19 protein-coding genes are annotated in these 24103 nt (G+C 73.0%); 7 read left to right on the top strand and 12 right to left on the bottom strand.

Annotated elements, in window-relative coordinates:
* Positions 1–187: 187 nt before the first annotated feature.
* Positions 188–781, bottom strand: a complete 594-nt coding sequence (locus tag ACZ58X_RS28125) for an isochorismatase family protein (protein ID WP_470336380.1) — start codon at positions 779–781, stop codon at positions 188–190.
* Positions 782–1129: 348 nt separating this feature from the next.
* Here ACZ58X_RS28125 and ACZ58X_RS28120 point away from each other — a divergent pair, with 348 nt between their 5' ends.
* Together ACZ58X_RS28120 and ACZ58X_RS28115 are read left to right on the top strand one after the other, a co-directional pair.
* A complete protein-coding gene (locus tag ACZ58X_RS28120) occupies positions 1130–2656 on the top strand; it encodes a S53 family peptidase (RefSeq protein ID WP_470336379.1) in 1527 nt (508 codons plus the stop codon).
* 100 nt (positions 2657–2756) lie between these two features.
* Positions 2757–3110: a VOC family protein gene (locus ACZ58X_RS28115; RefSeq protein ID WP_470336378.1), complete on the top strand. Its 354-nt coding sequence runs from the start codon at positions 2757–2759 to the stop codon at positions 3108–3110.
* 80 nt (positions 3111–3190) lie between these two features.
* On the opposite strand, the gene ACZ58X_RS28110 is transcribed toward ACZ58X_RS28115, so the two are convergent.
* The gene (locus ACZ58X_RS28110; protein WP_470336377.1) at positions 3191–4099 is read right to left on the bottom strand and encodes an NAD(P)-dependent oxidoreductase; all 909 of its coding nucleotides are present in this window, start codon (positions 4097–4099) and stop codon (positions 3191–3193) included.
* Positions 4100–4183: 84 nt separating this feature from the next.
* Between ACZ58X_RS28110 and ACZ58X_RS28105 the strand changes: the two genes are divergently transcribed.
* Positions 4184–4555, top strand: coding sequence for a winged helix-turn-helix transcriptional regulator (locus tag ACZ58X_RS28105; RefSeq protein ID WP_470336376.1), 372 nt, complete (start codon positions 4184–4186; stop codon positions 4553–4555).
* Positions 4556–4560: 5 nt separating this feature from the next.
* Here ACZ58X_RS28105 and ACZ58X_RS28100 read toward each other — a convergent pair whose 3' ends face one another.
* From ACZ58X_RS28100 to ACZ58X_RS28090, 3 genes are all read right to left on the bottom strand, one after another.
* Positions 4561–5298 carry a DUF2071 domain-containing protein gene (locus ACZ58X_RS28100; RefSeq protein ID WP_470336375.1) on the bottom strand — a complete coding sequence of 246 codons (738 nt, stop codon included), beginning with the start codon at positions 5296–5298 and terminating at the stop codon, positions 4561–4563.
* Complete coding sequence (locus ACZ58X_RS28095) at positions 5295–5627, bottom strand: metalloregulator ArsR/SmtB family transcription factor (protein WP_360238548.1); 333 nt, start codon at positions 5625–5627, stop codon at positions 5295–5297. The genes ACZ58X_RS28100 and ACZ58X_RS28095 overlap by 4 nt, the downstream gene beginning before the upstream one ends.
* A gap of 136 nt (positions 5628–5763) precedes the next feature.
* Complete coding sequence (locus ACZ58X_RS28090) at positions 5764–6231, bottom strand: hypothetical protein (protein ID WP_470336374.1); 468 nt, start codon at positions 6229–6231, stop codon at positions 5764–5766.
* 139 nt (positions 6232–6370) lie between these two features.
* Between ACZ58X_RS28090 and ACZ58X_RS28085 the strand changes: the two genes are divergently transcribed.
* Positions 6371–7324: an ArsR/SmtB family transcription factor gene (locus ACZ58X_RS28085; protein ID WP_470336373.1), complete on the top strand. Its 954-nt coding sequence runs from the start codon at positions 6371–6373 to the stop codon at positions 7322–7324.
* A gap of 50 nt (positions 7325–7374) precedes the next feature.
* Here ACZ58X_RS28085 and ACZ58X_RS28080 read toward each other — a convergent pair whose 3' ends face one another.
* The 3 genes from ACZ58X_RS28080 to ACZ58X_RS28070 all read right to left on the bottom strand — a co-directional run bounded on the left by ACZ58X_RS28080 (position 7375) and on the right by ACZ58X_RS28070 (position 9567).
* Positions 7375–7881 carry a hypothetical protein gene (locus ACZ58X_RS28080; protein ID WP_470336372.1) on the bottom strand — a complete coding sequence of 169 codons (507 nt, stop codon included), beginning with the start codon at positions 7879–7881 and terminating at the stop codon, positions 7375–7377.
* A gap of 123 nt (positions 7882–8004) precedes the next feature.
* Positions 8005–9351: a diaminopimelate decarboxylase gene (gene lysA / locus ACZ58X_RS28075; protein WP_470336371.1), complete on the bottom strand. Its 1347-nt coding sequence runs from the start codon at positions 9349–9351 to the stop codon at positions 8005–8007.
* Between the two features lie 39 nt (positions 9352–9390).
* A complete protein-coding gene (locus ACZ58X_RS28070) occupies positions 9391–9567 on the bottom strand; it encodes a hypothetical protein (RefSeq protein ID WP_470336370.1) in 177 nt (58 codons plus the stop codon).
* Positions 9568–9919: 352 nt separating this feature from the next.
* Here ACZ58X_RS28070 and kdpB point away from each other — a divergent pair, with 352 nt between their 5' ends.
* Both kdpB and ACZ58X_RS28060 read left to right on the top strand, forming a co-directional pair.
* The gene (gene kdpB / locus ACZ58X_RS28065) at positions 9920–12136 is read left to right on the top strand and encodes a potassium-transporting ATPase subunit KdpB (RefSeq protein ID WP_470336369.1); all 2217 of its coding nucleotides are present in this window, start codon (positions 9920–9922) and stop codon (positions 12134–12136) included.
* Between the two features lie 172 nt (positions 12137–12308).
* Entirely contained in the window at positions 12309–12842 is a 534-nt protein-coding gene (locus ACZ58X_RS28060) for a universal stress protein (RefSeq protein WP_470336368.1), read from the top strand.
* A 131-nt stretch (positions 12843–12973) separates the two neighbouring features.
* On the opposite strand, the gene ACZ58X_RS28055 is transcribed toward ACZ58X_RS28060, so the two are convergent.
* Both ACZ58X_RS28055 and ACZ58X_RS28050 read right to left on the bottom strand, forming a co-directional pair.
* On the bottom strand, positions 12974–15772 hold the full coding sequence (locus ACZ58X_RS28055) for a molybdopterin-dependent oxidoreductase (protein WP_470336367.1): 2799 nt from the start codon (positions 15770–15772) through the stop codon (positions 12974–12976).
* A gap of 122 nt (positions 15773–15894) precedes the next feature.
* A complete protein-coding gene (locus ACZ58X_RS28050; protein WP_470336366.1) occupies positions 15895–16716 on the bottom strand; it encodes an FAD binding domain-containing protein in 822 nt (273 codons plus the stop codon).
* Between the two features lie 571 nt (positions 16717–17287).
* Here ACZ58X_RS28050 and ACZ58X_RS28045 point away from each other — a divergent pair.
* Positions 17288–17761, top strand: coding sequence for a hypothetical protein (locus ACZ58X_RS28045; RefSeq protein ID WP_470336365.1), 474 nt, complete (start codon positions 17288–17290; stop codon positions 17759–17761).
* 95 nt (positions 17762–17856) lie between these two features.
* On the opposite strand, the gene ACZ58X_RS28040 is transcribed toward ACZ58X_RS28045, so the two are convergent.
* Together ACZ58X_RS28040 and ACZ58X_RS28035 are read right to left on the bottom strand one after the other, a co-directional pair.
* A complete protein-coding gene (locus ACZ58X_RS28040) occupies positions 17857–19845 on the bottom strand; it encodes an Ig domain-containing protein (RefSeq protein ID WP_470336364.1) in 1989 nt (662 codons plus the stop codon).
* Positions 19846–20393: 548 nt separating this feature from the next.
* Positions 20394–24103 (bottom strand): HD domain-containing protein (locus ACZ58X_RS28035; protein WP_470336363.1); only part of this gene is annotated, 3710 nt, incomplete at its 5' end.

The following is a 24103-nucleotide window of genomic DNA, read 5'->3' as shown; positions in this document are numbered from 1 at the left end:
ACGGAGGCGGGGCATGGGGGTGGTGTACGCTCGACGGCTGAGTTTGAACGTTCAAAACAACAAAACAGACCACAACTCAACAGATTCGCACGAGCGGGACACAGCAAACGCCCGCCCTCCCCGCGCCGTCAACCCCTGCGTACCGAAGGACGGGCTCCGCAACCGTTCCGTTATGAGCACCGGCGGGTCAGGGGCGGACCACCGGGGCGCCGGTGAGGTCGACGCCGGCGTGGCGGAGCTCGGTGAGCGCGGCGTCGGTGGTGTCGGGGGCGACGCCGGCCGTGTAGTCGAGCAGGACGCGGGCGTCGAAGCCGGCCCGGCGGGCGTCCAGGGCGGTGGCCTTGACGCAGTGGTCGGTCGCGATGCCGACGACGTCGACGGCGTCCACGCCGCGGTCGTGCAGCCAGTCGGCGAGCGGGGTGCCGTCGGCGGTGAAGCCCTCGAAGCCGCTCTTGGAGGCGGAGCGGGCGCCCTTGTAGAACACCTCGTCGACCGCGCCGGCCTCGACCGCGGGCAGGAAGTCGGGGTGGAACTCGCCGCCCTCGGTGCCGACCACGCAGTGCACCGGGAAGGAGTCCCGGTAGTCGGGGTGCTCGGAGAAGTGGCCGCCCGGGTCGACGTGGTGGTCCCGGGTCGCGACCACCCGGGACCAACCCTCCCGCTCCGGGCCCTGGATCAGCGCGGCGATCGCCCGGGCCCGGTCGGCACCGCCGCCGACCGGGACGCTTCCGCCCTCGCAGAAGTCCTTCTGTACATCCACCACGATCAGCGCGCGCGTCATCGAACGGCCTTTCCTCACCCGGTTCTTACGCAGACGCGGCCCAGCTTGGCGGGTCGACGGCCGTGGACGAAGCAACCGGGCGGCCGTTCACTCGAACGGGTTCCACCGGTTCCGGGCGGAGGCACGGCGGGGCGCGGCGGGCGGCCGCCGCCGTCGAAAGGGCGTCGAACCCGCGTCGAACGGGCCATTGAGAGCCCGCCGAAGCCGCGCCTACACTCGCGGCCGTCCGTGACCCCGCGTCCCGGATTCCGCTCCGTGTTCCGCTCCGCATTCCCCCCGTGCCCAGGGCGCTCGATCCGCCCCGGGCCGATCGCCCACGTCCCCCAACCCACCCTCGTGGAGGACTACGTGAAGGCACGAACGATCCGCCGCATGCTCCTGGCCGGGGTGAGCAGCCTGGCCCTCGCGGCCTCCGGCGCGCTCACCGCACCGGTGGTCGGCAGCACCGCGGCCGGCAGCACCGCGGCCGCCGACTACCCGGCGGTGCACCCCACGGTGGCCGACTACGCCCAGGTGTCGGCGGGCACCACTCCCCCCACCCCGACGCAGTGCGCCGGTGCGGGCCGCCGCTGCTTCGACCCGCAGGCGATCAGGGCCGCCTACCACCTGGGCCCGCTGTACGCGGGCGGCTTCGACGGCCGCGGCCAGACGATCGCGATCCTCGACTCGTACGGCAGCGACACCATGGCGCACGACCTGCACGTCTTCGACCAGGCCTTCGGCGTCACCGCGATGTGCGGCGAGGAGGCGGTGACCTGCCAACCCGGGATGCCGACCTTCGGCGAGCTGCACGTCCAGGGCGATCCGGGCACCACCGCACCGCCGCCCACCAGCCACGGCACCGGCCAGGAGAGCAAGGCCGCGTGGGCGCTGGAGGTCGCGCTCGACGTGGAGACCGCGCACGCGATGGCACCCGGTGCGAACATCCTGCTGGTCAGCACGCCGACCGCGGAGACGCTCGGCGTCCAGGGCCTGCCCGCGCTGATGAACGCCGAGCAGTACGTGGTCGACCATCACCTGGCGAACGTCATCTCGCAGTCCTTCGCCTCCGCCGAGGGCGCCTTCGGCAGCGCCCAGTCCATCGAACCGCTGCGGCACGCCTTCAAGTCGGCGGCCCTGAACGGGGTCACGGTGCTCGGCTCCTCCGGCGACAACGGCACGGCCGGCTCGGAGAAGACCCCGGTGAAGCCGGGCGGCTCGACCCTGCCGTACCCGTCGGTGGAGTGGCCGGCCTCGGACCCGCTGGTGACCGGCGTGGGCGGAACCTACCTGTGCACCGACCCCGGGGCGACCGGCGCCCGGACGGTGGACAGCACCGACAGTCCCGCTGTCTGCCAGAGCGACTCCGGCTCCGCCGAGGTGGGTTGGACCGACTCCGGCGGCGGGTTCAGCCGGGTCTTCGACCGGCCCGACTACCAGTCGGCGCTGCCGGCCGGCTCCACCGCGATCGGCGCCAAGCGCGGCGTGCCGGACGTCTCCCTCCAGGCCGCCTCCAGCACCGGCGCGCTGGTCTACCTGTCGCTGCCGCCGGACGGCTCCTCGGGCCTCAAGTGCGGTGCCACCCCGTGCAGCACGGGCTGGTACGACATCGGCGGCACCTCGCTGTCCTGCCCGCAGTGGGCCGGCCTGGTCTCGATCGCCGACCAGATCAACGGCGGCGGGCTGGGCCGGATCAACCCGGCCCTGTACAGGCTGGGCACCGACCCGGCGAAGTACGCGGCCGACTTCAACGACGTGACGCTCGGCAACAACACCACCGACCCGACCGTCCCGGGCTACCCGGCCGGTACGGGCTGGGACCCGGTCACCGGCCTGGGCACGCCCGACGCGGCGAACCTGCTGCCGGACCTGGTCAGCGCCGTCCGGGCGGGCTGACCGCGGCACGGTGCTCCGCCCCGTCGAGCTGTGCGGCTCGGCGGGGCGGAGCCGTGTGCGGCAACGGCCCGTCCGGACGGCCGCCTGGCAGGATGGCCGCATGGAACGTGTACTGGGAATCGGCGGGTACTTCCTGCGGGCCGCCGATCCGGCGGCGCTGAACACGTGGTACCGCGACTGCCTCGGGCTGGACGCCGACGAGCACGGCCTCTGGCAGCAGGGCCCCGGGCCCACGGTGTTCGCGACCTTCGACTCCGACACCGAATACTTCGGCTCCCGTGCCCAGCGGACCATGCTCAACTTCCGGGTCCGCGACCTGGACGCGATGCTGGCGCAGCTGCGCGCCAAGGGGGCGGACGTCGCCGGGGAGACCCAGTCCATGGCGGGCGTCGGCCGGTTCGGCTGGGTCACGGATCCGGAGGGGAACCGCATCGAGCTCTGGCAGCCCGCCTGAGCTCGGCCGGCCGCCGCCCCGGGAGACGATGCGGGGCACACGGGAGGTCGGCCGGGCCGACGTCCCCGCACGGCGGTTGGTCAGCGGGGCGACCGGATGCCGTCGATGATGCGGGTCCAGTTGTCCGTGCCGTGTCCGTCCTCGACGGCACGCCGGTAGTGGGCCTGGACGGCCAGCGGGAGGGCGAGGTCGAGGCCGAGCGAGGTGTTGGTCTCGACGATGTGGTCGGAGGTCGCGCCCATCATGGTGACCGTGCTGAGGTGGCCGGGGTGCTCCCCGGCGTCGAGCGCGGTGCCGGGGTTGGCCTCGCCGGCCCGCAGGATGGCCCCGATCGTGTCGGCGGAGGAGAGCAGCTCCGGCAGTGCCTCCCCGGCCTTCATCCCGGCGGTGCCCAGCATCGCGGTGGCCTGCATCAGGGCGGACAGGGTGGTGAGGAAGACGGCGAGTTGGGCCTGGTACATCATCTGGGCGAGGCCCGGTTCCTCGCCCAGGTACTTCGGCGTGCCGAGCAGGGCCAGCGCCGGCCGGTGGCGCTCCATCACCTGCGCGGGGCCGCTGTAGTAGACGTGGGCCGCCGCCGTGCCGACCATCGGCGCGGGGACCATGACGCCCCCGGTGAGGAAGTCGGCGCCGTGGCCCGCCGCCCAGGCGGCCGCCTCGCGCGAGCGGTCGGGGGTGTCGGAGCTCAGGTTGACCAGGGTCCGCCCGGCGAGCGCCGCGGTGGCGCCGTCGAGGATGCCGTACATGGCCCGGTAGTCGGTGAGGCTGAGGATCACGAGGTCGCTCGCCCCGACCGCCTCGCCGGGCGTCGCCGCGAGCCTCGCGCCGGCGGCGACGACGCCGTCGGCCCGACCGGCGGTACGGTTCCAGACGGTGACCGGGTGGCCGGCGGCGAGGAGTGCGCGGGTCATCGCCTGCCCCATCGGGCCGAGCCCGATCACGGTGACGGCGCGGTGCTGACTGGTGGTGTGGTTCTGTCGTTCGTTCACCCCTCCATGCTCGGAGAGGGCCACTATTCTCGGAAGTACCCACTGTTTTCTGCGGTACTTACCTTTTCGTAAGGGGGATCGGTGATGGCCAAGGCACCGAGGAACGGGCCCTACATCTGCGGGATCGACGCCGCGCTCGACGTGGTGAGCGGCAAGTGGAAGGGGCTGATCCTGTGGGAACTCGCCACCCACGGCGTCCGCCGCTTCGCGGAACTCCGGCGCGCCCTGCCGGGGGTGAGCGAGAAGATGCTGACGCAGCACCTGCGGGAGATGGAGCAGGACGGCCTCGTCCACCGGGAGGTCTTCGCGGAGGTGCCGCCGCGGGTGGAGTACTCGCTGACCGAGGACGGGCGCAGCCTCAACGAGGCGCTCCGGCCGCTCGGTGCCTGGGGAGCCGGGCGGGTCCACCGCGAGGGCCTCGACCTGGTCGCCGTGGCCGAGGCCGCCCGCGGGTAGGCCCGTCAGGCCGGCTGCGGTTCGGCGGCCATGGCCGGGATCGGCCACCAGCTCGCCGGGGCGTCGCGCAGCACCAGGGCGCAGTCCACGGCGGCGCTCCCCGGCGGGAAGCGGTCCGGGTCGTCGAAGTAGGACGACGCGGCGGTGCGGACCCGGCAGGCCTCCACCGGCCAGGCGTCGGGCCGCAGTTCCATGCCGTCCAGGCGCCGGCCGGAGCCGGTGGCCGAGTAGCCCCTCGACCCGTCCCGGAAGAACCGGGAGGCCTCGGCGAGGTCGGCGAAGAGCTCGCTGCCCCGCAGTTCGTCGGACAGCTCGACGGTGACGTCCACCCGGGTACCGCCGTCCCTGGCCGCCAGTGCGACGCGCAGCCGGTCGGGCGTCTCGTCCACCGCGAAGTCGGCCCGGCCGTGCTCACCGGGGAAGAGCCGCCCGCCGGCCCAGGCGTTGAGCCGCGAGGCGGTGTCGCGGCGGGGGATGTAGACGCCGGTCTCGACGCCGTCCGGCCCGTCCCACTCGACGGCGAAGCGGTGGGCCGCGTTCTCGCTCCGCAGCCCGAGCGCCTTGGGCGCCCAGGCGGGCCGCACACTCCCCAGGCGCAGCAGGCAGATGCCCGCCACCGCGTGGCCGTGCACCAGGTGCGGGCGCAGCGGCCCGGGGAGCAGACGCGCCGCGATCTCCGGCGCGACCCGGTAGTTCACCAGTAGCCGTCGTTCGACGACGCTGGACAGTCGTGGCTGCCTCATGACCCCTCGCTCTGCGCCCCCGGGCGCCATTTGGTGTGGCGGAGCACGATCTGCTCGGGGCAGACCGCGCTGAGGAACCGGCCGACGCAGGTGGCCAGGCGCTCCTCGGCCAGCGCGTAGATGATCCGGTTGCCCTCCCGCCGCTCGGTGACGAGCCCGGCTCCCTTGAGCACGCCGAGGTGTCGTGAGATGGAGGGCGCGCTGATCGCGAACCTGGCGGCGATCTCGCCGGCCGCGAGCTCACCGCCCCTGAGGTCCTCGAGGATCTGGCGCCGCGTCGGATCGGCGAGGGCGCGGAAGGCGCCGGCCTCGGCCTGGGCATCGGTCATCCCTGATATTTAGCACCTTGGCTAAATGTCTAACAAGGGGGTGGCGGGAAACGGCCGCGCGGGCCGGGTGAGTCGTGGGGGAGACTCACCCGACCCACGCGGGCGTGTTCCGGCTCGGGGCCGTCGGGATCCTGCGTCAGCAGGTGAACCTCCGCGACTGCACCGAGCCCTGGCGGACGTCGTTGTCGGTGATCCAGCTGTCGATCACCAGGGTCCCGCCGACCGCGCAGTAGAGGTCGTGCCCGATCCACTGGTGCGAGACGTTCACGGTCAGATCGCTGTCGACGGTGTAGAGCACGCTCGGGTAGAGGTCGGTGACGGAACCGTCCGGGTTGACGCGGGCGACCGCCTGCCAGACGCGCAGCTGGGTGTCCGGCGTCCCGTAGACGGTCACCGACGAGGCCACGCTGTTCTGGTAGTTGTCGGGCCGCGCGCACGGCAGCAGCGAGACGCCGTGGCCCACGTACACCGAGTTCGTGACGACGTCGCTGCCCCCGCGGCAGCCGCCGCCCACGATCGCCTGCGCCGAGGCGCTGCTGGTGGAGCCGATGACCAGGCCGAGGGTGGCCGCCGCCGCGAGGGCGAGACTGGCGAGCTTGCGCATGGGTGTGTTTCCTCCGCTGTCGGATTGGCCGTGCGCCGCCACCCTCGCCGTCGGGGCTCCTCCGGCGACAGCTTTTCGCCGCTGGGCCTCATAGTTGAGAACTCACCCACGGCGGCCCGGCCGCGTGGCACCATCGGCTGTGCTCGAAATCGGCTTCCGGCCGGCCGACCTGGCTCGCGTCCGGTTCGCGGTCTCTCCGCTGGATCACGTGCTGGGCGGCGTGGCCGGCCCGCAGCACCACTGCGCCCGCGACTCGGTGAACCGCGACCGGTGGTGGCGCCGGGTGAAGGGCCGTGTCCCGCAGCAGGCCGCGGCCTTCATCGAGCTGGTCAACGCGAGCCCGCTCGGCGTGCCGATGTTCCTGACCCCCGACCGCACGGCCGCGCGGGCGACCATCGGCGACGAACTCGACGCCCTGCTCGCCCTCCCCGAGGCCGAGGTCCACCAGGAGATGCAGGGCTACGGCAGCGGGCCGCACCTCCCCCGCGTCATCGCCGAGTTGCGCGACGACGGCACCCGCCAGTTGCGCCGGATCACCGACGCCGCCTGGGCACTGTTCCGCGCCTGCCTCGCCCCGGACTGGCCGGACATCCAGCGCGCCCTACGGGCCGACATCGAACAGCGCTCGCGCGCCGTCGCCGAGACGGGGCTCGGCCCGATGCTGGCGCAGCTCCATCCGGACCTGTCCTGGCACGACGAGGGCGTCCTCCGGTACGCCAGTCCGGATTGGCGGCTCGCGTACGACCTCGGCGGGCGCGGGCTGGAGCTGCGCCCGAACCTCTTCCTCTCCGGCCTCACCGCACCCCTGGGCGACCACCGGTCGTCGGCCCTGCTGTACCCCGGCCGCGATCACCCGGCCCGCCGCGCGGACGGCCTGGACCGCCTGATCGGCGCCGCCCGTACCAGGGCCCTCCGGGCGATCGCCCAGGGCGGCTGCACCACGGGCCAGTTGGCCGAGCGGCTCGGCGTCTCCGCACCGACCGCCTCGGCCCACGCCACCGTCCTGCGCGACGCCGGGGCCATCACCACCGAACGCCGGGGCCGCGAAGTCCGGCACAGCCTCACCGCCCTCGGCCGCGACCTCCTCGGCTGAGCACCGGCCGTCGGTCCACGGCCTCGTGGCGACCGGAGCCGGCACGGTGTTCAGAGCATCGCGGGGCCCAGAGTGTCGCACTTGAGGCTGCCGCTGGCCTTCGCCTCGGCACCGTCCGGCGTCCTGGAGACCGGCAGGTCGGCGAACGTCACGACGTCCCTGGTCCGGCTCGCCTTCTCACCGACGTCGACCTTTCCCGTCCAGGTGACCGTGGACGGGGCGAGGACCTTGTCCATGGCCACCGTCAGGAGCATCTCCCCCTTGCCGTCGAAGACGGCCGTCAGCATGGCCTTCCCGTCGGGCCCGCCCGTCGCCATCGCCAGGAGGTTCCCGGACGGGGACTCTTTGCCGAGGCAGGCACCCCCCGTGAACCGGTACGTACCGCCGCTGCTGCCGCTGATGACGACGGTGTTGGTCGGCCCCGGGCCGGCGGCGCTCGGGCCGGCGCCGTCGGACGCGGCGGCCTGCGTGGACGGCTGCGTGGACGGCGACGGGTCCGCGGGGCCGCAGGCCGTGAGCAGGAGCGCGGAGACGCCGGCGGCCATCACGGATTGCACACGAGTCGTTCGAATCATGGTCAGAAGGTAACGCCCCCGCATGACGATGCGTCATCGGATTTCCAACGGCTTCGTCGCGGTCCGCCACGCCGCGACACCGGGCACCGGGCACCGGGCACCGGGTCAGCGCCCGACCTCGCGCAGCCGGAAGTCCTCGACCGTCTCGCGGCGGATGAGCAGCCGGGCGCGGCCGTCCTTGACGGCCGCCACGGCGGGGCGGCCGACCAGGTTGTAGCCGGAGGCCATCGACAGTTGGTAGGCGCCGGCGGCGGGGACGGCGAGCAGGTCTCCGGGCCGCAGGTCGGCGGGCAGGACGGCATCGCGGACCAGGACGTCCCCGGCCTCGCAGTGGCGGCCGACGACGTCCACCCGGGCCGCGCCGGCGTCGGAACGGCGGCCCACCAGGCGGACGCTGTAGGGGGATCCGTACAGGGCCGGGCGCGGGTTGTCGCTCATCCCGCCGTCGACGGCCACGAAGGTGCGGCCGTCCGCCGTGTGCTTGACGGAGAGCACCCGGTAGACGGCCACCGCCGCCGGTCCGGCGATGGCGCGGCCCGGCTCGACGATCAGCCGGGGCACCTCCAGCCGGGCCTCGGCGCAGCGGACCGCGAGCCGGTCGGTGACCCGGACGGCGAACTCGGCGAGGTCGAACTCCGCGTCCCCCGGCAGGTACTTGATGCCGTGGCCGCCGCCGAGGTCCAGTTCGGCCAGTTCGACGCCGTGCCGGTCCCGCACCTCGGCGAGCAGCCGCACCAGGGCGTCCACGGCCTGGAGGAAGGGTTCGAGCTCGGTGATCTGCGAGCCCAGGTGGCAGTGCAGTCCGGCCAGTTCGAGGCCGGGCTGGTCGAGCACCCGGGCGATGGCGTCGGCCGCGTCGCCGCCCTCGATCGGGAAGCCGAACTTCTGGCCGCCGACGCCGGTCCGCACGGCCGCGTGGTGGCCGGCCGCGATCCCGGGGACGACCCGGACCAGCACCTTCTGCGGGGTGTCGGCGGCGACCAGCGCGGCCAGCCGGGCGATCTCCGCCGGGCCGTCGATGACGATCCGCCCGACCCGCAGCCGCCGGGCCAGCCGCAGTTCCTCCGGGGACTTGGCGTTGCCGTGGAGCAGGATGCGCTGGGCCGGGAAGCCGGCCGAGACGGCCAGCCACAGTTCGCCGGAGGAGCAGACGTCCAGGCCGAGGCCCTCCTCGGCGGCCCAGTCGGCCATCGCGCTGCACAGGAAGGCCTTGGCCGCGTACAGCACCTCGGCGTGCGGCAGCGCCCGCCGGTAGGCCCGGGCGCGGCTGCGCACCTCGCCCTCGTCCAGGACGTACAGCGGGGTGCCGAACCGTTCGGCCGCCTCCGCCAGTCCGACGCCGCCGACCAGCACCTCACCGCCCGGGCCGGGCCGTGCCGAGGCGGGCCAGGGGCCGCCGAGCGCGTCGGCGGGGGCGGGGGTCGGAACCGGCGGGGCGATCAGCTGGGTCATGGCGGCTACTCCTACGGGTGGTCGGGAAGGGCGGCTCGGTCAGTCCTCGTAGTGCATGGCGAAGCGGCAGTGCGCCGGGCGGGTGCGCGCCTGGTCGACGGCGCTCGGCGCGGGTGAGGGCGGCTCGGGCCGGTCCTGGCGGTCGGCGGCGGGCACCAGGCGGATGGTGCGCCCCAGCGGCTGGTCGACGTCGATGACGGCGGTGGCGGTGGTCACGGCGGGCTCCTCGGATCTGCGGCAGGGGCCGTCGTCCGGCGGCCCGCATCCAGTGGAGACCCTCCGGGCACCGTTCGCACCCGGCCTTGACGCACGGCCTACGCATCGGGGGCGTCCCTTGACGACTTCCTGACATGCCCGGGATTCCAGCCTTACGAACGACTGTTCGCGCAGGTCAGGGGGCGGGCGCCCGGGATGTCAGGGAAGCGTCAAGGACGGCCGCTTCCCCGCCAAGCCTGCGTCAAGGCCCGCATGGCGCGGCGGACTCCGATGGTGGGCTGTGGCCCGTCCCCGTCGCCCCCGAGCACGCCGCCCCGCAGCTTCGGGGCGCCCCGGAAGGTCCCCCGAGACGATGCGCCGTTCGGCCCTCACCCCACCGGACACCACACCGGACACCGCCCCGGGCACCAGCCCGGCCCCCGGCCGCGACCAGCAGAACTGGTTCCGCCGCCCGGAACCCGCCGCGCCGCAGCCCCCGCACCCGAGCCACCGCCCGTCGACCGCCCAGGGCCGCCGGCAGCTGATCACCCGCCGCCAGCTGGCCGAGGCACTGCCCGCCGCCGTGCGCAAGCTCCATCCGCGCACCATGCTGCGCAACCCGGTGATGCTCGTGGTCGAGACCGGCTCGGCCCTCACCACCATCAGCGCGGTCATCCACCCGAGCGTCTTCGCCTGGGCGATCTCCTTCTGGCTCTGGCTGACCGTCCTGTTCGCCAACCTCGCCGAGGCCGTGGCCGAGAGCCGGGGCAAGGCGCAGGCCGCCTACCTGCGCCGCGCCCAGGCGGCCACCACCGCCCGGCGGCTGCTGCGCTGGCGGGTCGGCACCCGCGATCACCGCCACGAGGTGCTCCCCGCCGAGGAGTTGATGCTGCACGACATCGTGCTGGTGCCGGCCGGGGAGGTGATCCCGCAGGACGGCGAGGTGGTCGAGGGCGTCGCCACAGTGGACGAGTCCGCCATCACCGGCGAGTCCGCGCCCGTCATCCGGGAGTCCGGCGGCGACCGCACCGCCGTCACCGGCGGCACGAAGGTGCTCTCCGACCACCTGGTCGTCCGGGTCACCTCGCGCCCCGGGCAGAGCTTCGTGGACCGGATGATCGCCCTGGTCGAGGGCGCGAACCGGCAGAAGACGCCGAACGAGATCGCCCTCAACATCCTGCTGGCCTCGCTCACCATCGTCTTCGTGCTGTCCGTGGTCTCGCTCCAGCCGATGGCCATCTACGCCCACGCCCCGCAGACCACCGTCGTGCTGGTGGCACTGATGGTCGCGCTGATCCCGACCACCATCGGCGCCCTGCTGTCCGCGATCGGCATCGCCGGGATGGACCGGCTCGTCCAGCGCAACGTGATCGCCCTGTCCGGCCGCGCCGTCGAGGCCGCGGGCGACGTGGACGTGCTGCTGCTCGACAAGACCGGCACCATCACCCACGGCAACCGCCGGGCCGTCGCCCTGCACCCGCTGCCCGGAGCGACCACCGAACAGCTCGCCGAGGCCGCCCAGTTGGCGTCCGTCGCGGACGAGACCCCGGAGGGCCGATCCCTGGTCGAACTGACGAACCGTCAGTACTGGGTGCCGCCGCGCACGCCCGGCGAACTGGGCGAGCAGCGGCCCGTCCCGTTCACCGCGCACAGCCGGATGAGCGGCGTCGACCTCAGCTGGCCGGACGGCACCGGCTGCCTGATCCGCAAGGGCGCGGCCGCGGCCGTCGCCCGCTGGGTGGTGGACTCCGGCGGGCGGATGCCGATGGAGGCCAAGCCACTGGTCGACCGGATCGCCGCGGCCGGCGGCACCCCGCTGCTGGTCGCCGTGCACGACCGGCACGGCGCCCGGGCGCTCGGCGTGGTCGAGCTCAAGGACGTGATCAAGGAGGGCATCGCCGAGCGCTTCGCCGAACTGCGCCGGATGGGCATCCGCACCGTCATGGTCACCGGCGACAACCCGCTGACCGCCCGGGCGATCGCCGAGGAGGCCGGGGTGGACGACTTCCTCGCCGAGGCCACCCCCGAGGACAAGCTCGCCCACCTCAGGCGCGAACAGGCCGCCGGGAACATGGTCGCGATGACCGGCGACGGCACCAACGACGCCCCCGCCCTCGCCCAGGCCGACGTCGGCGTCGCGATGAACTCCGGCACCCCGGCCGCCAAGGAGGCCGGCAACATGGTCGACCTCGACTCCAACCCGGCGAAGCTCATCGACATCGTCCGGGTCGGCAAGCAACTCCTCATCACCCGGGGCGCGTTGACCACCTTCTCGATCACCAACGACGTGGCCAAGTTCTTCGCGATCATCCCCGCGATGTTCGCCCACGCCTACCCCGGACTGCACCACCTCAACATCATGGGCCTGCACAGCCCGCAGTCCGCGATCGCCTCCGCGATCATCTTCAACGCGCTGATCATCGTCGCCCTGATCCCGCTCGCCCTGCGCGGCGTGCGCTACCAGCCCGCCTCCGCGACCGACCTGCTCCGGCGCAACCTGCGGGTGTACGGACTGGGCGGGCTCGTACTGCCGTTCGTCGGCATCAAGGCGATCGACCTGCTGATCGAGTTCGTCCCGGGCCTGGGCTGAACCCCACGGCTGTCAGGAGGCCGTCAAGATGCGTACGACCGGCGTCATGACGGTGTCAGCGCCGGTACGGACGGCCCGGTTCCGGGATTCACTGGAGACATCCGAAACAAGGAGCACCTCACCGGCACAACCCGACCGGAGTGCGCTACCGGAGAGACGGAGGCGAACCGCCATGACCGGGACCACGACCGACACCACGACCGGCACCACGACCGGCAGCACGACCGGCACCACCCGAGTGATCGTCGGCCTGAGCGGGTCGCTGAGCAGTCTGGCCGCCCTCTACCACGCCGTCGGCGAGGCGGCCCGGCACCAGGCCGTACTGGTGCCCGTCGCCACCTGGACGGCCGGCGACCGGGACGGGCTGCGCCCGCTGTCCGAACTGGAGCACGCCGCCCGCCGGCGGCTGGACGTCGCCTTCGAGCAGGCCTACGGCGGCTACCCGTCCGGCCTGGTGATCCACCCGATGGTGGTGAACGCCGAGCCGGGGCCCGCCCTGGCCGCCGCCGTCACCGGACCGGACGACCTGCTCGTCCTCGGTGCCGCCACCCGGCGCCGCTTCGACCTGCTGCGCGGCACCTCCGTCGCCCGGTACTGCCGGCACCGGGCGGGCTGCCGGGTGATCGAGGTCTCCCCGTCGGCGCTGCTGACCCGGCTGGAGCTGACCGCCCGCACCGGGGCGCCGCTGCCGCTGCTGGCGCGGTAGCGGGCCCCTGCCCCTACCCCTGCCCCTGCCCGTGCCCCTGAGGGGGCCTTCAAGAACGCCCCGCCGCCCCGGCGCACCCCGCCGGGACGGCGGGTGCCAGGCGTCCTCCCCGCCCCCGTCGCTCGGCCCCATCACTCGGCGTAGTGGCTCCCCCGCCGCTCGGCCAGCGCCTGCCAGACCTGGTCGCGCAGGAACGGTGGGTCGGTGAAGCGGATGCCGGTGGCGTCGCGCAGCGCGTTGGCGAAGGCCGGGGCGACCGGGTTGAACGGGCTCTCGCTCATCGACTTGGCGCCGAGCGGACCGATCGCGTCCGAAGTGGTGCTGAAATGCACCTCGGTGCGCGGCACGTCGGCGTACGCCGGGAGCCGGTAGCGGCGGAAGGCCGCGGTGGTGACCTCACCGTGCTCGTCCAGCAGCACCCGTTCGAACAGGGTCGCGCCGAGTGCCTGGGCGACCCCGCCCTCAACCTGCCCACGGCACTGCATCGGGTTCATCACCCGCCCGGCATCGGCGCCGTGCACACTGCGCAGGATCCGGATCTCCCCGGTGTCCGGGTCGACGGCGATCCGGAACCACTGCGAGTTGAAGGCGATGGAGCGCGGCGAGCCGCCGAAGTGGCCGTCGGCGGCGAGCTCGACGCCCTTGCCGCGGGCGGCCTCGAAGACCTCCTTGAGGGTGACCGTCCGCCCGTCGCACTCGACCGCGTCGGCACCGAGCCGCAGCAGGCCGCGCGGGGTGCGGGCGTACTCGGCGGTGAAGGTGAGGAGGAGTTCGGCGAGCGCGTTGGCCGCCTTCATCACCGCCTTGCCCGCGACCACCGTGCCGGCCGAGCCGAAGGCGCCGGTGTCGTGCCGGACCACGTCGGTGTCGGACTGCCGGACGGTGATCCGGTCCACGGTGGTGCCCAGGGCCCCGGCGGCGATCTGCCGGTGGACGGTGGTGGTGCCGTTGCCGAACTCGGCGGTGCCCACGGCGATGTCGTACCCGCCGTCCTCCAGCAGCCGCACCGTGGCGTCGGCGATGTGCCCGCCGGGCGGGCCGCAGGCGATGGCCGCCATCGCGAAGCCCTGGCCCACCAGCCAGCCCTCGGGGGCGAGTTCGGCGCTGGTGTCGTTCGCGAGGGCCTCCCGGACGACGCCGAGGCACTGGTCGAGGCCGTAGCTGGCGATGTGGAGGTCCTCCTCCTCACCGAGCGGGCCCTCCATGTGCTCGCCGGGGCCGATGATGTTCCTCTCCCGCAGGACGAGCGGGTCGAGGTCGAGGCGCCGGGCGAGCTCGTCCATCGCGGACTCCACGGCGAAGGTGACCTGCCCGAGGCCGTACCCCCGGAAGGCCCCGGCCGGCACGCCGTTGGTGTAGACGGAGTACGCCTCCACCTTCTTGTTCGGCGCCCGGTAGACGCCCATCGACTCACCGACGCTGTGGAACATCACCGCCGGACCGTGGTTGCCGTACGCGCCGGTGTTGGACACCACCCGGAACCGGATCGCCGTCAGGGTGCCGTCCCGCTTGGCGCCGAGCTTGACGGTGACCAGGAACGGGTGCCGGGTGGTGGCGCCGTGGAACTGCTCGGCGCGGGTGAACTCCAGCTTCACCGGCCGGTGCAGCCGCAGCGCCGCGAGCACCGCGATGTCCTCGGTGAGCATCTCCTGCTTGCCCCCGAAGCCCCCGCCGACCCGGCCGGCCACCACCCGGACCTTCTCCATCGGCAGGTCGAACAGGGCGCACAGGGCGCGCCGGGTGAGGAAGGGCACCTGGGTGGAGGAACGGACCACGATCCGCTCCTCCACCGCACCCCCGGCCCCGCCCGTTTCCCCGGCCCGTCCTGCCTGCCCGGATTCCCCGGCCGGCTCGAAGGTCACGACGCAGCCGTGGGTCTCCAGGCTGGCGTGCTGGACCCGCTGGGTCCGGAAGGTCTCCTCGTACACCACGTCCGCCTCGGCGAACCCCTGTTCCACACTGCCGAGTTCACCGTGGGCCTCGCCGCAGACGTTGTTCTCCGGGCGGGCGATCCTGGACTCCGCCCCTTTGGGGTGCAGCACCGGCGCGCCGGGCGCCATCGCCTCCTCCGGGTCGAGCACGTACGGGAGTCGCTGGTACTCGACGACGATCCGGCGGCAGCCCTCCTCGGCGGCCGCCTCGCTGTCCGCGACCACGGCGGCGACCCGCTGGCCGACGAAGCGCACCACGTCGTCCAGCAGCCGGGTGTCGTCCGGGTCCTCGGTCGGGTGCTCGTGCCGGGCCGAGGAGTAGAGCCGCTCGGGCGCGTCGTGGTGGGTGAGCACGAGGTGCACGCCGGGGACACGCAGGGCGGCCGCGGTGTCGATGGAGAGGATCCGGGCGTGCGGGTGCGGGGAGCGCAGCAGCTTCATGTGCAGCAGGCCGGGCACGTCGACGTCGAAGGTGTAGCGGGCGGTGCCGGTGACCACCTGCGGGCCGGCCGGGGCGCCGAGGTTGCGGCCGACGGCGTGGCCGGGGTCGGGCTCCTCGGTGTGGCGGACGCCGTTGATCGCGTCCTCGATCGCCCGGTAGCCCGTGCAGCGACACAGGTTGCCCTTCAACGAGCGCGGCAGGTCGGTGAGTTGTTCCTCGTCCAGGGCGCTGGTGGTCATCAGGAAACCGGCCGTGCAGAAGCCGCACTGGAAGCCCTGGGCGTCCAGGAAGCGCTGCTGCATCGGGTGCAGTTCGCCGTCCGGTCCGGCCAGGCCCTCCACCGTGGTGACGGACCGGCCCTCGGCCCGGGCCGCCGGGTAGAGGCAGCTGTGCACGGGGTCGCCGTCGACCTGCACGGTGCAGGCGCCGCAGTCGCCCGCGTCGCAGCCCTTCTTCACGCCGAACCAGCCGCGCTCGCGCAGGTAGGTGCGCAGGCACTGGCCGGGGCGCGGCTCGGCCCCGGTGGGGCGGCCGTTGACGTGCATCGCGAAGCTCATCGCGCTGCCTCCTGGGTGGGGGTCTGGAAGCTCGGTACGGAAGCCCGGCACACGGAAGCCCGGGACGGGGGCGGGGGCCGGGGCGGGGGCGGGGGCCGGGCCTGGTGCGGGGGCCGGGGGGCTCAGCTCGGGGAGCCCAGCTCGCGCCGGATCTGCTCGGCGAAGCGGAAGGTCAGGTGCCGACGCCAGGCGGGCAACCCGTGGATGTCGTCGAAGTAGTCCTCCGGCCGGATGCCGTCCCGGATCGCCTCCTCGACGGCCGCCGCGTTGGGGGCGGGCGGGAACCAGAACCGGAACGGGCGGACGGTGGAAGCGGTGACGGTGAGGGTCAGCGAGGCGTCCACCGGGTCCAGGGTGCCGACCAGCAGCGCGGCGGAGCGGCCCAGCCCGTACAGCGAGGCCTGGCGGAAGGCCGTGCGGCCGGCCAGCGCGCGGGCCGGCAGGGTGATCGAGCGCAGCAGCTCGCCGGTCCGCAGGTCCTTGCGGCCCGCGCCGGTGACGAACTCAGCCACCGGGACCTTCCGGTACTCGCCGGAGGGGGCGCGCAGCAGGCAGACGCCGTCCAGCGCGGCGGTGAGCGAGATCATCGGGCCGGCGGGCAGGCCGTTGCAGAGGTTGCCGCCGACGGTGGCCGTGTTCCAGATCTTCCACGAGGCCAGGAAGGCCCGGCAGCACTGCTCGACCAGTGGCGCGGCCGTCCAGTCCGCCTCCTGGCGGCCGTACCGGGAGAGCTCGGCGACGGTGCAGGTCGCGGCGATCTCCAGGCCGCCGTCCGGGGTGCGGGTGAGCGGCTCCCAGCCCATCCGGCCGAGGTCGATCAGGCGGCGGATGTGCGGCTGCGGCTCGGAGAACAGGTACGTCCCGCCGCCGAGCCAGGCGTCGCCGGTCCGCCAGGGGCCGCCGAGGCGGGCGTCCCGCAGTTCGGCCACCGTGTTCAGGTCCATGTCGCCCCTCCGTCCTCGGCCGGTTCCGTTCGTTCGGTAGGGCGATTGAAGCGGTCGGCGGGCGGGCGTCACGAGTGGTCCCGGGCACCATTCGGACCGGTCCGCCGCTGGTCGATCCTCCAGGCCGGGCGCGGCCCGTCCGGCCCGGACCCGGAGGGGAGTCGGCCGCTCCGCATGCCAACTTCGACAAGCCTGTCGAAGTTGGCATGGCCGGGCTATGCTGTCGGCAGGTCCGAAGGTGGACTCCTGTACCCGTCGATGTCCGCACCGCCCTGGCGCGCCCGACCGGAAGGAGGCGAGACACACGGACCGCACCCCGATGGGCCCCCGCCCGCGCGAAACCCGCGCCCGGGCCCACCTCCGGGCCCACCCCCGGCCCAGCACCCGAGGGTCCGTCTCCGGCAGAACTCCCTTCCGGGGATGAACGACTGACGCATCGTCAACTCCGTGCGCCGTCCTTCACCACCTGGCCGTCCGGGCGTGCCCCGGACCGCTCACCACCGTTGTACGGAAGGTGATCCGCCGCGCCCGCCCCCGCCCTCCGCACCCCCCGCCGAGGAAGAGGTACCCCATGACGACGCCCAGGCTCCTCCCGCACCCCCGCGAGGCGGCCGTCCTGGCCGCCGTCCTCGGACTGCTCGTCCTGGAGGAGATCGCCCTCGGGCTCGCCGAGGAGGAGGACCGCCCCGTCATCGGCGGCATCCTGATCGGCGCCTCCTGTTCCGGCCTGCTGGTCGTCGGCGCGGTCCTGTTCAGCCGCTGGCTCGAAGCCCGCCGCCCGCTCCCGCTCCCCCCGCCCGGCCCCAACGGGCGCGAGTACAGCGCCTGGGCGCTCGAAGGCTTCCCGATGGAGGCCGTGCGCCCTCTGCTGCTCGCCGAACACGCCCCGCAGCTCGGCCAGTTGTACTCCGCCTGGATACTCGCCCGGGCCGGCCGCACCGCCCCCTGGATCGCCCGCCGACTGGGCCTGCCGGTCGAGGCCGTCCAGTTGCTGGTCGACGCCGCCCGCACCCCCAGCGGACCGCCGCCGCTGCCGGGGGCGTGAACGGCAACGGCGGCGTGGCACCGGCGAAGCCCCGGCACCGCAACACGCGGTACCGGGGCGGACGTTCGGGGTGCGGGCTCAGCTCCGGTGCCGGATCAGCTCTCCCGGCCCGAGGCGTCGTCGATCAGGAACGCCGTGGTCGGATTCGTCCCGGACTCGTGCGAGACCAGCTTGAGACCGATGGTGGTCCCCCAGCCGACCTGGCCGATCACCGAGGAGAGGTCCACCGACTGGTACTGGTAGCCGTTGGTCGGGTTCTGGCTGCTCCAGGTCTTCACCGTGCCGAGCGGCTGGCCGGTGTACTGGTCGACCGCCACCAGCGACAGGGTGTCGGGCGCGGCGGCGGAGGCGTTGCTCGACTCCACGTCCAGCCAGAAGGAGAAGCTCGCCTGCCGGTAGCCCGGGTAGGTGTTCAGGTAGGTGGTGATCGAGTCGTCCGTCCCGGTGTTCTGGCCCAGCCAGGCGTACCAGGAGCCGGAGTGCGGCGCGTGCAGGCTGGACGGGGTGATGATGTTGTACCCCGACGGGCTCCACGCGTCCGTCATCACGGTGTGGTTGACGTCCGCCGAGCCGTTCTCGAACCCGGCGTCGGTGAGCTGCTCGATCGAGCCGCAGCCCGGGCCGCCGGCGGCGCTGACGTTCTCCCAGAAGCCGGTGGAAGCCGCCTTGCCCGCCGTGTCCGTCGCCGTCACGTTGATCCGCTGGTAGCCGTTGGTCGCGGCGGCGGTGCCGGAGATCACCCCGCTGCGCGGGTCGATGGCCAGCCCCTGCGGCAGCCCGGTGGCACTGTAGGTGAGGGCCGAGCCGGTGCCGGAGACGCCCACCGCCGGGATGGACAGCGGCTGACCGGCCTTGTCCGTACGGTCGCACATGGTGCTCACCGAGACCGGCGGGGAGGCCACGATCGGGTCCGAGGCCGCACACAGGTGGTCGGTGTTGGACCACAGCGTCTGCAACGGGAAGCTGCCCGTCGCCAGGTCCTCGAAGAACAGCCCGCCGTTGGCGCCCTTCGGGATCCAGGCGCACTTGTCACCGATCTCCTGACCGGTCGCGTCGGTCCAGCCGCCCGGGGTGTTCGGGTCGCTCACCGTCTCCGCGTACTCGTGGCCGCCGATGATCCCGTAGCCGTCCAGCCGGCCCCGCGGGGTGTTCTCGCCGAACCAGTTGGTGCCGCAGCCGGCCACGTCCGTCAGGTACGGCATGTTGGTGTAGGCGAGCTGGCCGTACGGCGAGCGCTGGAAGTCGTGCCAGGCGCAGTAGCCCAGCTCCTTCCACTTGTCCGGGTCGGTGCCCTGCGGCGAGTCGATGACGTACTGGACGTTGCGGTTCTGGGCCTCGGTCAGGTTGCCGAAGTGCTTGGCCGCGGCCAGCGCCTCCGCCCCGAGCTGCGGCTCGGTCGCCGCCTGCGGCGCCGGCGCGGCGTTGTCCACCCAGACGCCCGCCAGCACGCTGCCCTGCTGCGGGTACGGGATGTGCGCGGACCCGGCCGGGCACTGCACGGAGCCGGCGGCGATCCCCTCGCAGTACTGGGTCAGTACGGCGCTCCAGCCGTCGCCCTGGCTGCCCAGGCCCTTGAAGAAGTCCTGCTGGTAGGGCGCGGCCTGGTCCGGGTCGCCGGTCGCCACGGTGTCGCCGGTCGCGTTCGTCGACGGGGTGCCCCACTGGGAACCCCACAGCACCAGGTACACCTTGGGCGCGCCGATCACCACACCGGTCGACTCCTGGCCGCCCTTGTAGGTGACCTGGAGGTCGTACTCGTTGGCGACGTTGCCGTCGCCGTCCTTGCCGCCGGTGCCCGGGTCGGCACCGTCCACCAGCTGCGGCGCCTTGGTCGTGGTGCCCACCGGGCCGGCCTTCGCGGCCCCGACCCGGCGCGGGCCGGACTTCTTCGGGGCGGCGGCCTGGTCCGCCTTCGGGGTGCCGGGCCGGGCCATGACGGTGGCGGTCTGCGGCGCGTGGGAGTCGGCCATCGCGGACAGCGGACTGCTGAGCGCGGCACCGGCCATGGCGGCGGCGAGGGCCACCAGGGCGGTCCGCGGGGCGCGTTGGGCGCCTCGGGGCGTGCGGGATCGGAATCTGAACACGGGTCGGGTTCCGTCTCTCGTGACGTGGGGGAGGGCGGGACGCACACGCGGTCCGGGTGGACGGGGAACCGGGCTCACCCCGGGCTGACCACTGTGCAATGCGCCATATGATATTTCACTGACTCTCGCACACAAGGCCCACACGCGACGGCCCGCAGCGTCACACCCCGGCCCGGAACAGGCCCGCACCGCCGCCCACCAGGGCCGATCACCCCGCGCCGGCCCCGCCGACAACTCCCGCGGCGGACCGGGATTTTAACTCCCCCTTACCAGGCCCCGCCAGGGCCTTGGCATTCCTCAGACCCGATGCCCCGCGTTCTCCCGCGCCACCCGCCGCAACCGGTCCACCTCACCCCCCACCCCCTGCAACGCCGCCCGCACCTGAGGCGCGGCCAGCGCCCTGCCCAACTCCGTCTCGAAGTCGGCCCGATCCTGCTGCGGCAACCGAAGCGGCCTCTCCATGCCGCGCCCCCGTTCCTCGTAGTTCTACAGAACTGTAGAACATGGAGGTGCGGAGGAGCAGCCCTGCTCAGCGGTGGATTCGGCCGCTACGAGGACTCCGCCATCGGCACCCGGGCCAGAGCAGCACGGACGGTCTCGGCGAGATCGGGGATGTCGACGCCCCACTCGCGCAGCCAGGCATGGATCTGCCAGGCGGGCGTTCGCAGCTGCTGCGCCGCTCGGATCAGCGCATCCAGCGACGTGTCGGAATCGCCCGTCCTCGCGAAAACACGGACCAGTTCCTCCGCATAAGTCGGGGCGAGCCCCGCCGGAAGGGCCTCACAGGACACCGGAATGCCGCGGGACCTGAGATGGCGAGCGAGTTCCGAGGGATCCCGACCGAGCACGGGTGCCGCTCGAATCAGGCTGGTGAACGGCACCACCTGCGCTGTGGTGATCTCCGCCCAATCGATCGCTCCGTAGTTCGTGAACAGCCGGAGGTCCATCGGCGCGAGCACGTCCGGCACCGACAGGGTGCACTCGAAGCCGTACACCCGGTACCGATCGACCACCTCCCGAAAGGTGAACGCATCGTGTTCCACCAGGTCGAAGATGTGCCGATACGGCACACCGTCCTCGGGCTGAATCCGGTCGGAACTGCATCGTTCGAACAGGGCCGCGTCCTCGGCCCGGGCGTCCCCGGGCAACTCATCGACGGTGAAACCCAGGTCCGTCAGCCGCGACACCACCGCTCCGACCGTGCACGCTCCCTGCCCCGCCGCTCGCAGGACCCACCCGACCGGCACCGCGTCCGAGCGCTTGAGCCAGTCGCCGGAACCGTCCAGGCGGCAGCTGAGGAACCTGACATCCTCCTCTGAGGGAAAGTCCGGGAGCCCCGTCGGATCGGTACCGATCCTGTGTCGTGCGAAAGCTGCGCAAACCTCAGGGACGGGCATCCCCAGCGCTCGGCTCGCCCGCGCCAAGTGGCCAGGTGGAATCGACCCGTCGGGCTCGAACGCCACGTCGCTCAACCGGGACAGCCTGACCCATTCCGGAAAGTCCACGTCCTCGAACGGGGTATAACTCGGCCAGGGCAAGCTGATCCCGGCGCGGAACACCGGATCGGCCTGCAACTCCTCAGGAATCACTTTCGATGCCGAGGCTGCCGTCCGGAACCGGTCGGCGGCAGCGGCGCTCTCCCACGTGACGCTACCGGGCGCGTGCTGACACTCGTCCCGACCTGCCAATCCGAGCCGGCGGGCTCGTAGCTCTGCTTCCTCGACCGTCGTACCGAGCTTGGCCGCCGCCCGCGACAGCAACGCGTCGGTCAGGTGGGAACTCCAGTTGACCCGCGCACCGTGGGACTCGAACGGGGCAAGGACGACCAGATCGCTGGGCATCGCCACCCGCACGTCAACGGCGGCCGGAAACTCCTCGCAGAGATCTCCGAAGTGTGTCCGCAGCTCCGGCCAGCCGTGGGCCAGTAGCCTCCAGAGCAGCACGTAGTCCGGGATGTCCCTCCGCTCGCTCAAGCGACCGCCCACACCCACCTGCATGAGGAAGTCAAGGTCAGCCGGAAAGCATCCGGTCCGCCTGAGATCGAACGTCAACTCGTTCCACCGCAGGACACATCCCTGCCGTACGGCCTCCATGACCACCAGATCGGCCACCTGGGCGCACTCGTCCGTGACCCGGCCGATCCAGTCAATCTCGAACAGCCCCGAATCGGAGCACACGAGAACCCCTGCGGCTCCGGCCAGCAGTTCGGCAGCCGTCCCGGACACGTCGTCGATGACTCGGCGTCGATCCACCGAGAGCTTCCTCGGCGCGAAGCGGCCGGACAGGTTCACCACCGCGCCGAAGAGACCGCGGCCCTTGGCCGTCAGAACCCCGCAGGACACCTCCGGCTCGACGACCAGCCCGTCCACCAGCACGGCCCCGCCCCGCCCGCACCAGACCACCTGCGCACCGTCCGGGGCATCCTGCCACGGAACCAGGGGTCCGGCCGCATCAAGCCCGAAAGCCTCCCGCTCCGGACGCACCCGGGGCCCGAGCACGCCCGCTTCCCAAGCGGCCTCCCGCTCTCCGTGGGCGACGGTCGTGGGGAACTCCGCGATGCCCAGGAGGCGTTCCAGGACATCCAGGACGGACCACGACTCGGCTAGTTCGATGTCGTCCCTCAAGTACATGCGGACGGTGGTGCCGGGTGTGCGTCCCTGCACCGACCGTTCGGCGATGCGGAAGAGGTGGGTGGGACCGTAGATGGAGACGTCCAGCAACGGTCCGAGTCGGCCGGTGGCGTCCATGCGGCAGGTGGTGACCTGGATTTCGTCGGCGAGCATGAAGTAGCTCAACACGCCGATGCCGAACCGGCTGTTGGGGTACAGCTCGACGGGTGGGTCGGCCTTCCGCCACTCCGCCCGTTCGAGTTTGAAGTCGAGTTGTTCGGCGAACCTCGCTCCGGCATTGGAGAAGACGCCCCGCAGCTCCGCCTCCCCCATTCCCACCCCGTTGTCCTGGCATTCCAGGTACGCCCGGCCGTTCTCGTCGACGCCCTGGCGGAACTCGATGCGGCCCTCGTAGGTGTAGGTCGCCAGGGAGTTGGTGCGGTCCAGGTACTGCGTCCGCGCCCGCCGGTAGCGGCAGGCGTCGAGGGCGTTCTGGTAGAGCTCCCTGACCGCCAAGTCCCGGTCGCGGTAGAGCTCGACGCCCATCAGCAGGCTGCGGACGCGGCGTTCGTCGAGCCGGAACCTCGCCCAGCCGGTGAAGGCGCCGCTCGCCGGGGCGGCTTCGTCGGAGGTGAGGCGGGTGGGGAGTGGGTGGTCGGTCAGCACCCGGCGGACGGTGTGGAGCAACTCGTCGGCCCGGGCGGTGTATTCGCGCAGCCCCTCGACCACGGCCTCGTGGTGGCACTCGGCCCGTAGGACGGGCAGGTCGTAGGAGCCGCCCCAGACGGCCTGGTCGAGAGTGCGGCGCACTTCCCCGAGGTCGACCTCGTGCGGGATGCCCAGGTGTTCGGCGACGATCTCGGGCAGCGCCGTCATCTCGATGGCGGTGCCGTACGCCAGGGCCAGCAACAGCGCCAACCGGGGCTCACGGACGTGCTGTTCGCCCGGAGCCCGCAGGTGGTCGTCCTCGCGCAGGCCGGCGAGGTAGTCGCGGTTGCCGACGTCGGGGCCTCGGCGGAGGCCGTGCAGGAGGGCGCAGACGCGCTTCAAGGAGAAGGTCTCACCGAGCTGCTCGGCGAACATCGGCAGCTCGTCGAGGAGCGTACGGACGCCGTCCGGGTCGGCGAGGTCCTCGTGTTGGTCGAGCCAGCGGTGGAAGAGCCACCAGCTGAGAGCGGACGCGGAGCCGCGGCGGGCGCGGTGGACGAGCAGCTCGTGGGATTCGATGAACTGCTCGTAGGCCGCCCGGTCCGCGTCGGGTTCGGCGCACGGCTGGAGGTCCGTCGGGCGGACGGCGGCCCGCGCGGCGGCGAGCTGCAGGGAGCGGACCCGGTAGAGGAACGGCAGCACCGCCAGCAGCGCGGCCTCCGCCGGGTACAGCTCCAGCGGCTCGTCGCCGAGCAGCCAGCCGACCCGGTCGGCGAAGCGGAGGGCGATGCCCGGATCCTGCCAGGGGTCCTCGGCGGGCACCGTCCCGTCGCGCAGTCGGGCCAGCTCCCGTACCGCGTCCAGGGCGACGCGCCGGTACGGTTCCGCCTCCCGGTCGGTCCTGACGTGGTGCCAGGCCCGGGAGTGGGGGGGGGGGGGGGGGGGAGGGGGGGGGGGGGGGGGGGGGGGGGGGGGGGGGGGGGGGGGGGGGGGGGGAGGGC

This window comes from Kitasatospora sp. NPDC040550, assembly GCF_055594965.1.
The sequence above is the reverse complement of the archived record's forward strand: the minus strand, read 5'-3'. Positions and strand labels throughout refer to the sequence as shown.

What these genes read in the sequence shown, in the direction of transcription:
- ACZ58X_RS28125 (WP_470336380.1), bottom strand. Translation starts at nt 781, where the DNA reads ATGACGCGCGCGCTGATCGTGGTGGATGTACAGAAGGACTTCTGCGAG.
- ACZ58X_RS28115 (WP_470336378.1), top strand. Translation starts at nt 2,757, where the DNA reads ATGGAACGTGTACTGGGAATCGGCGGGTACTTCCTGCGGGCCGCCGAT.
- ACZ58X_RS28105 (WP_470336376.1), top strand. Translation starts at nt 4,184, where the DNA reads ATGGCCAAGGCACCGAGGAACGGGCCCTACATCTGCGGGATCGACGCC.
- ACZ58X_RS28100 (WP_470336375.1), bottom strand. Translation starts at nt 5,298, where the DNA reads ATGAGGCAGCCACGACTGTCCAGCGTCGTCGAACGACGGCTACTGGTG.
- ACZ58X_RS28095 (WP_360238548.1), bottom strand. Translation starts at nt 5,627, where the DNA reads ATGACCGATGCCCAGGCCGAGGCCGGCGCCTTCCGCGCCCTCGCCGAT.
- ACZ58X_RS28090 (WP_470336374.1), bottom strand. Translation starts at nt 6,231, where the DNA reads ATGCGCAAGCTCGCCAGTCTCGCCCTCGCGGCGGCGGCCACCCTCGGC.
- lysA (WP_470336371.1), bottom strand. Translation starts at nt 9,351, where the DNA reads ATGACCCAGCTGATCGCCCCGCCGGTTCCGACCCCCGCCCCCGCCGAC.
- kdpB (WP_470336369.1), top strand. Translation starts at nt 9,920, where the DNA reads ATGCGCCGTTCGGCCCTCACCCCACCGGACACCACACCGGACACCGCC.
- ACZ58X_RS28060 (WP_470336368.1), top strand. Translation starts at nt 12,309, where the DNA reads ATGACCGGGACCACGACCGACACCACGACCGGCACCACGACCGGCAGC.
- ACZ58X_RS28055 (WP_470336367.1), bottom strand. Translation starts at nt 15,772, where the DNA reads ATGAGCTTCGCGATGCACGTCAACGGCCGCCCCACCGGGGCCGAGCCG.
- ACZ58X_RS28050 (WP_470336366.1), bottom strand. Translation starts at nt 16,716, where the DNA reads ATGGACCTGAACACGGTGGCCGAACTGCGGGACGCCCGCCTCGGCGGC.
- ACZ58X_RS28045 (WP_470336365.1), top strand. Translation starts at nt 17,288, where the DNA reads ATGACGACGCCCAGGCTCCTCCCGCACCCCCGCGAGGCGGCCGTCCTG.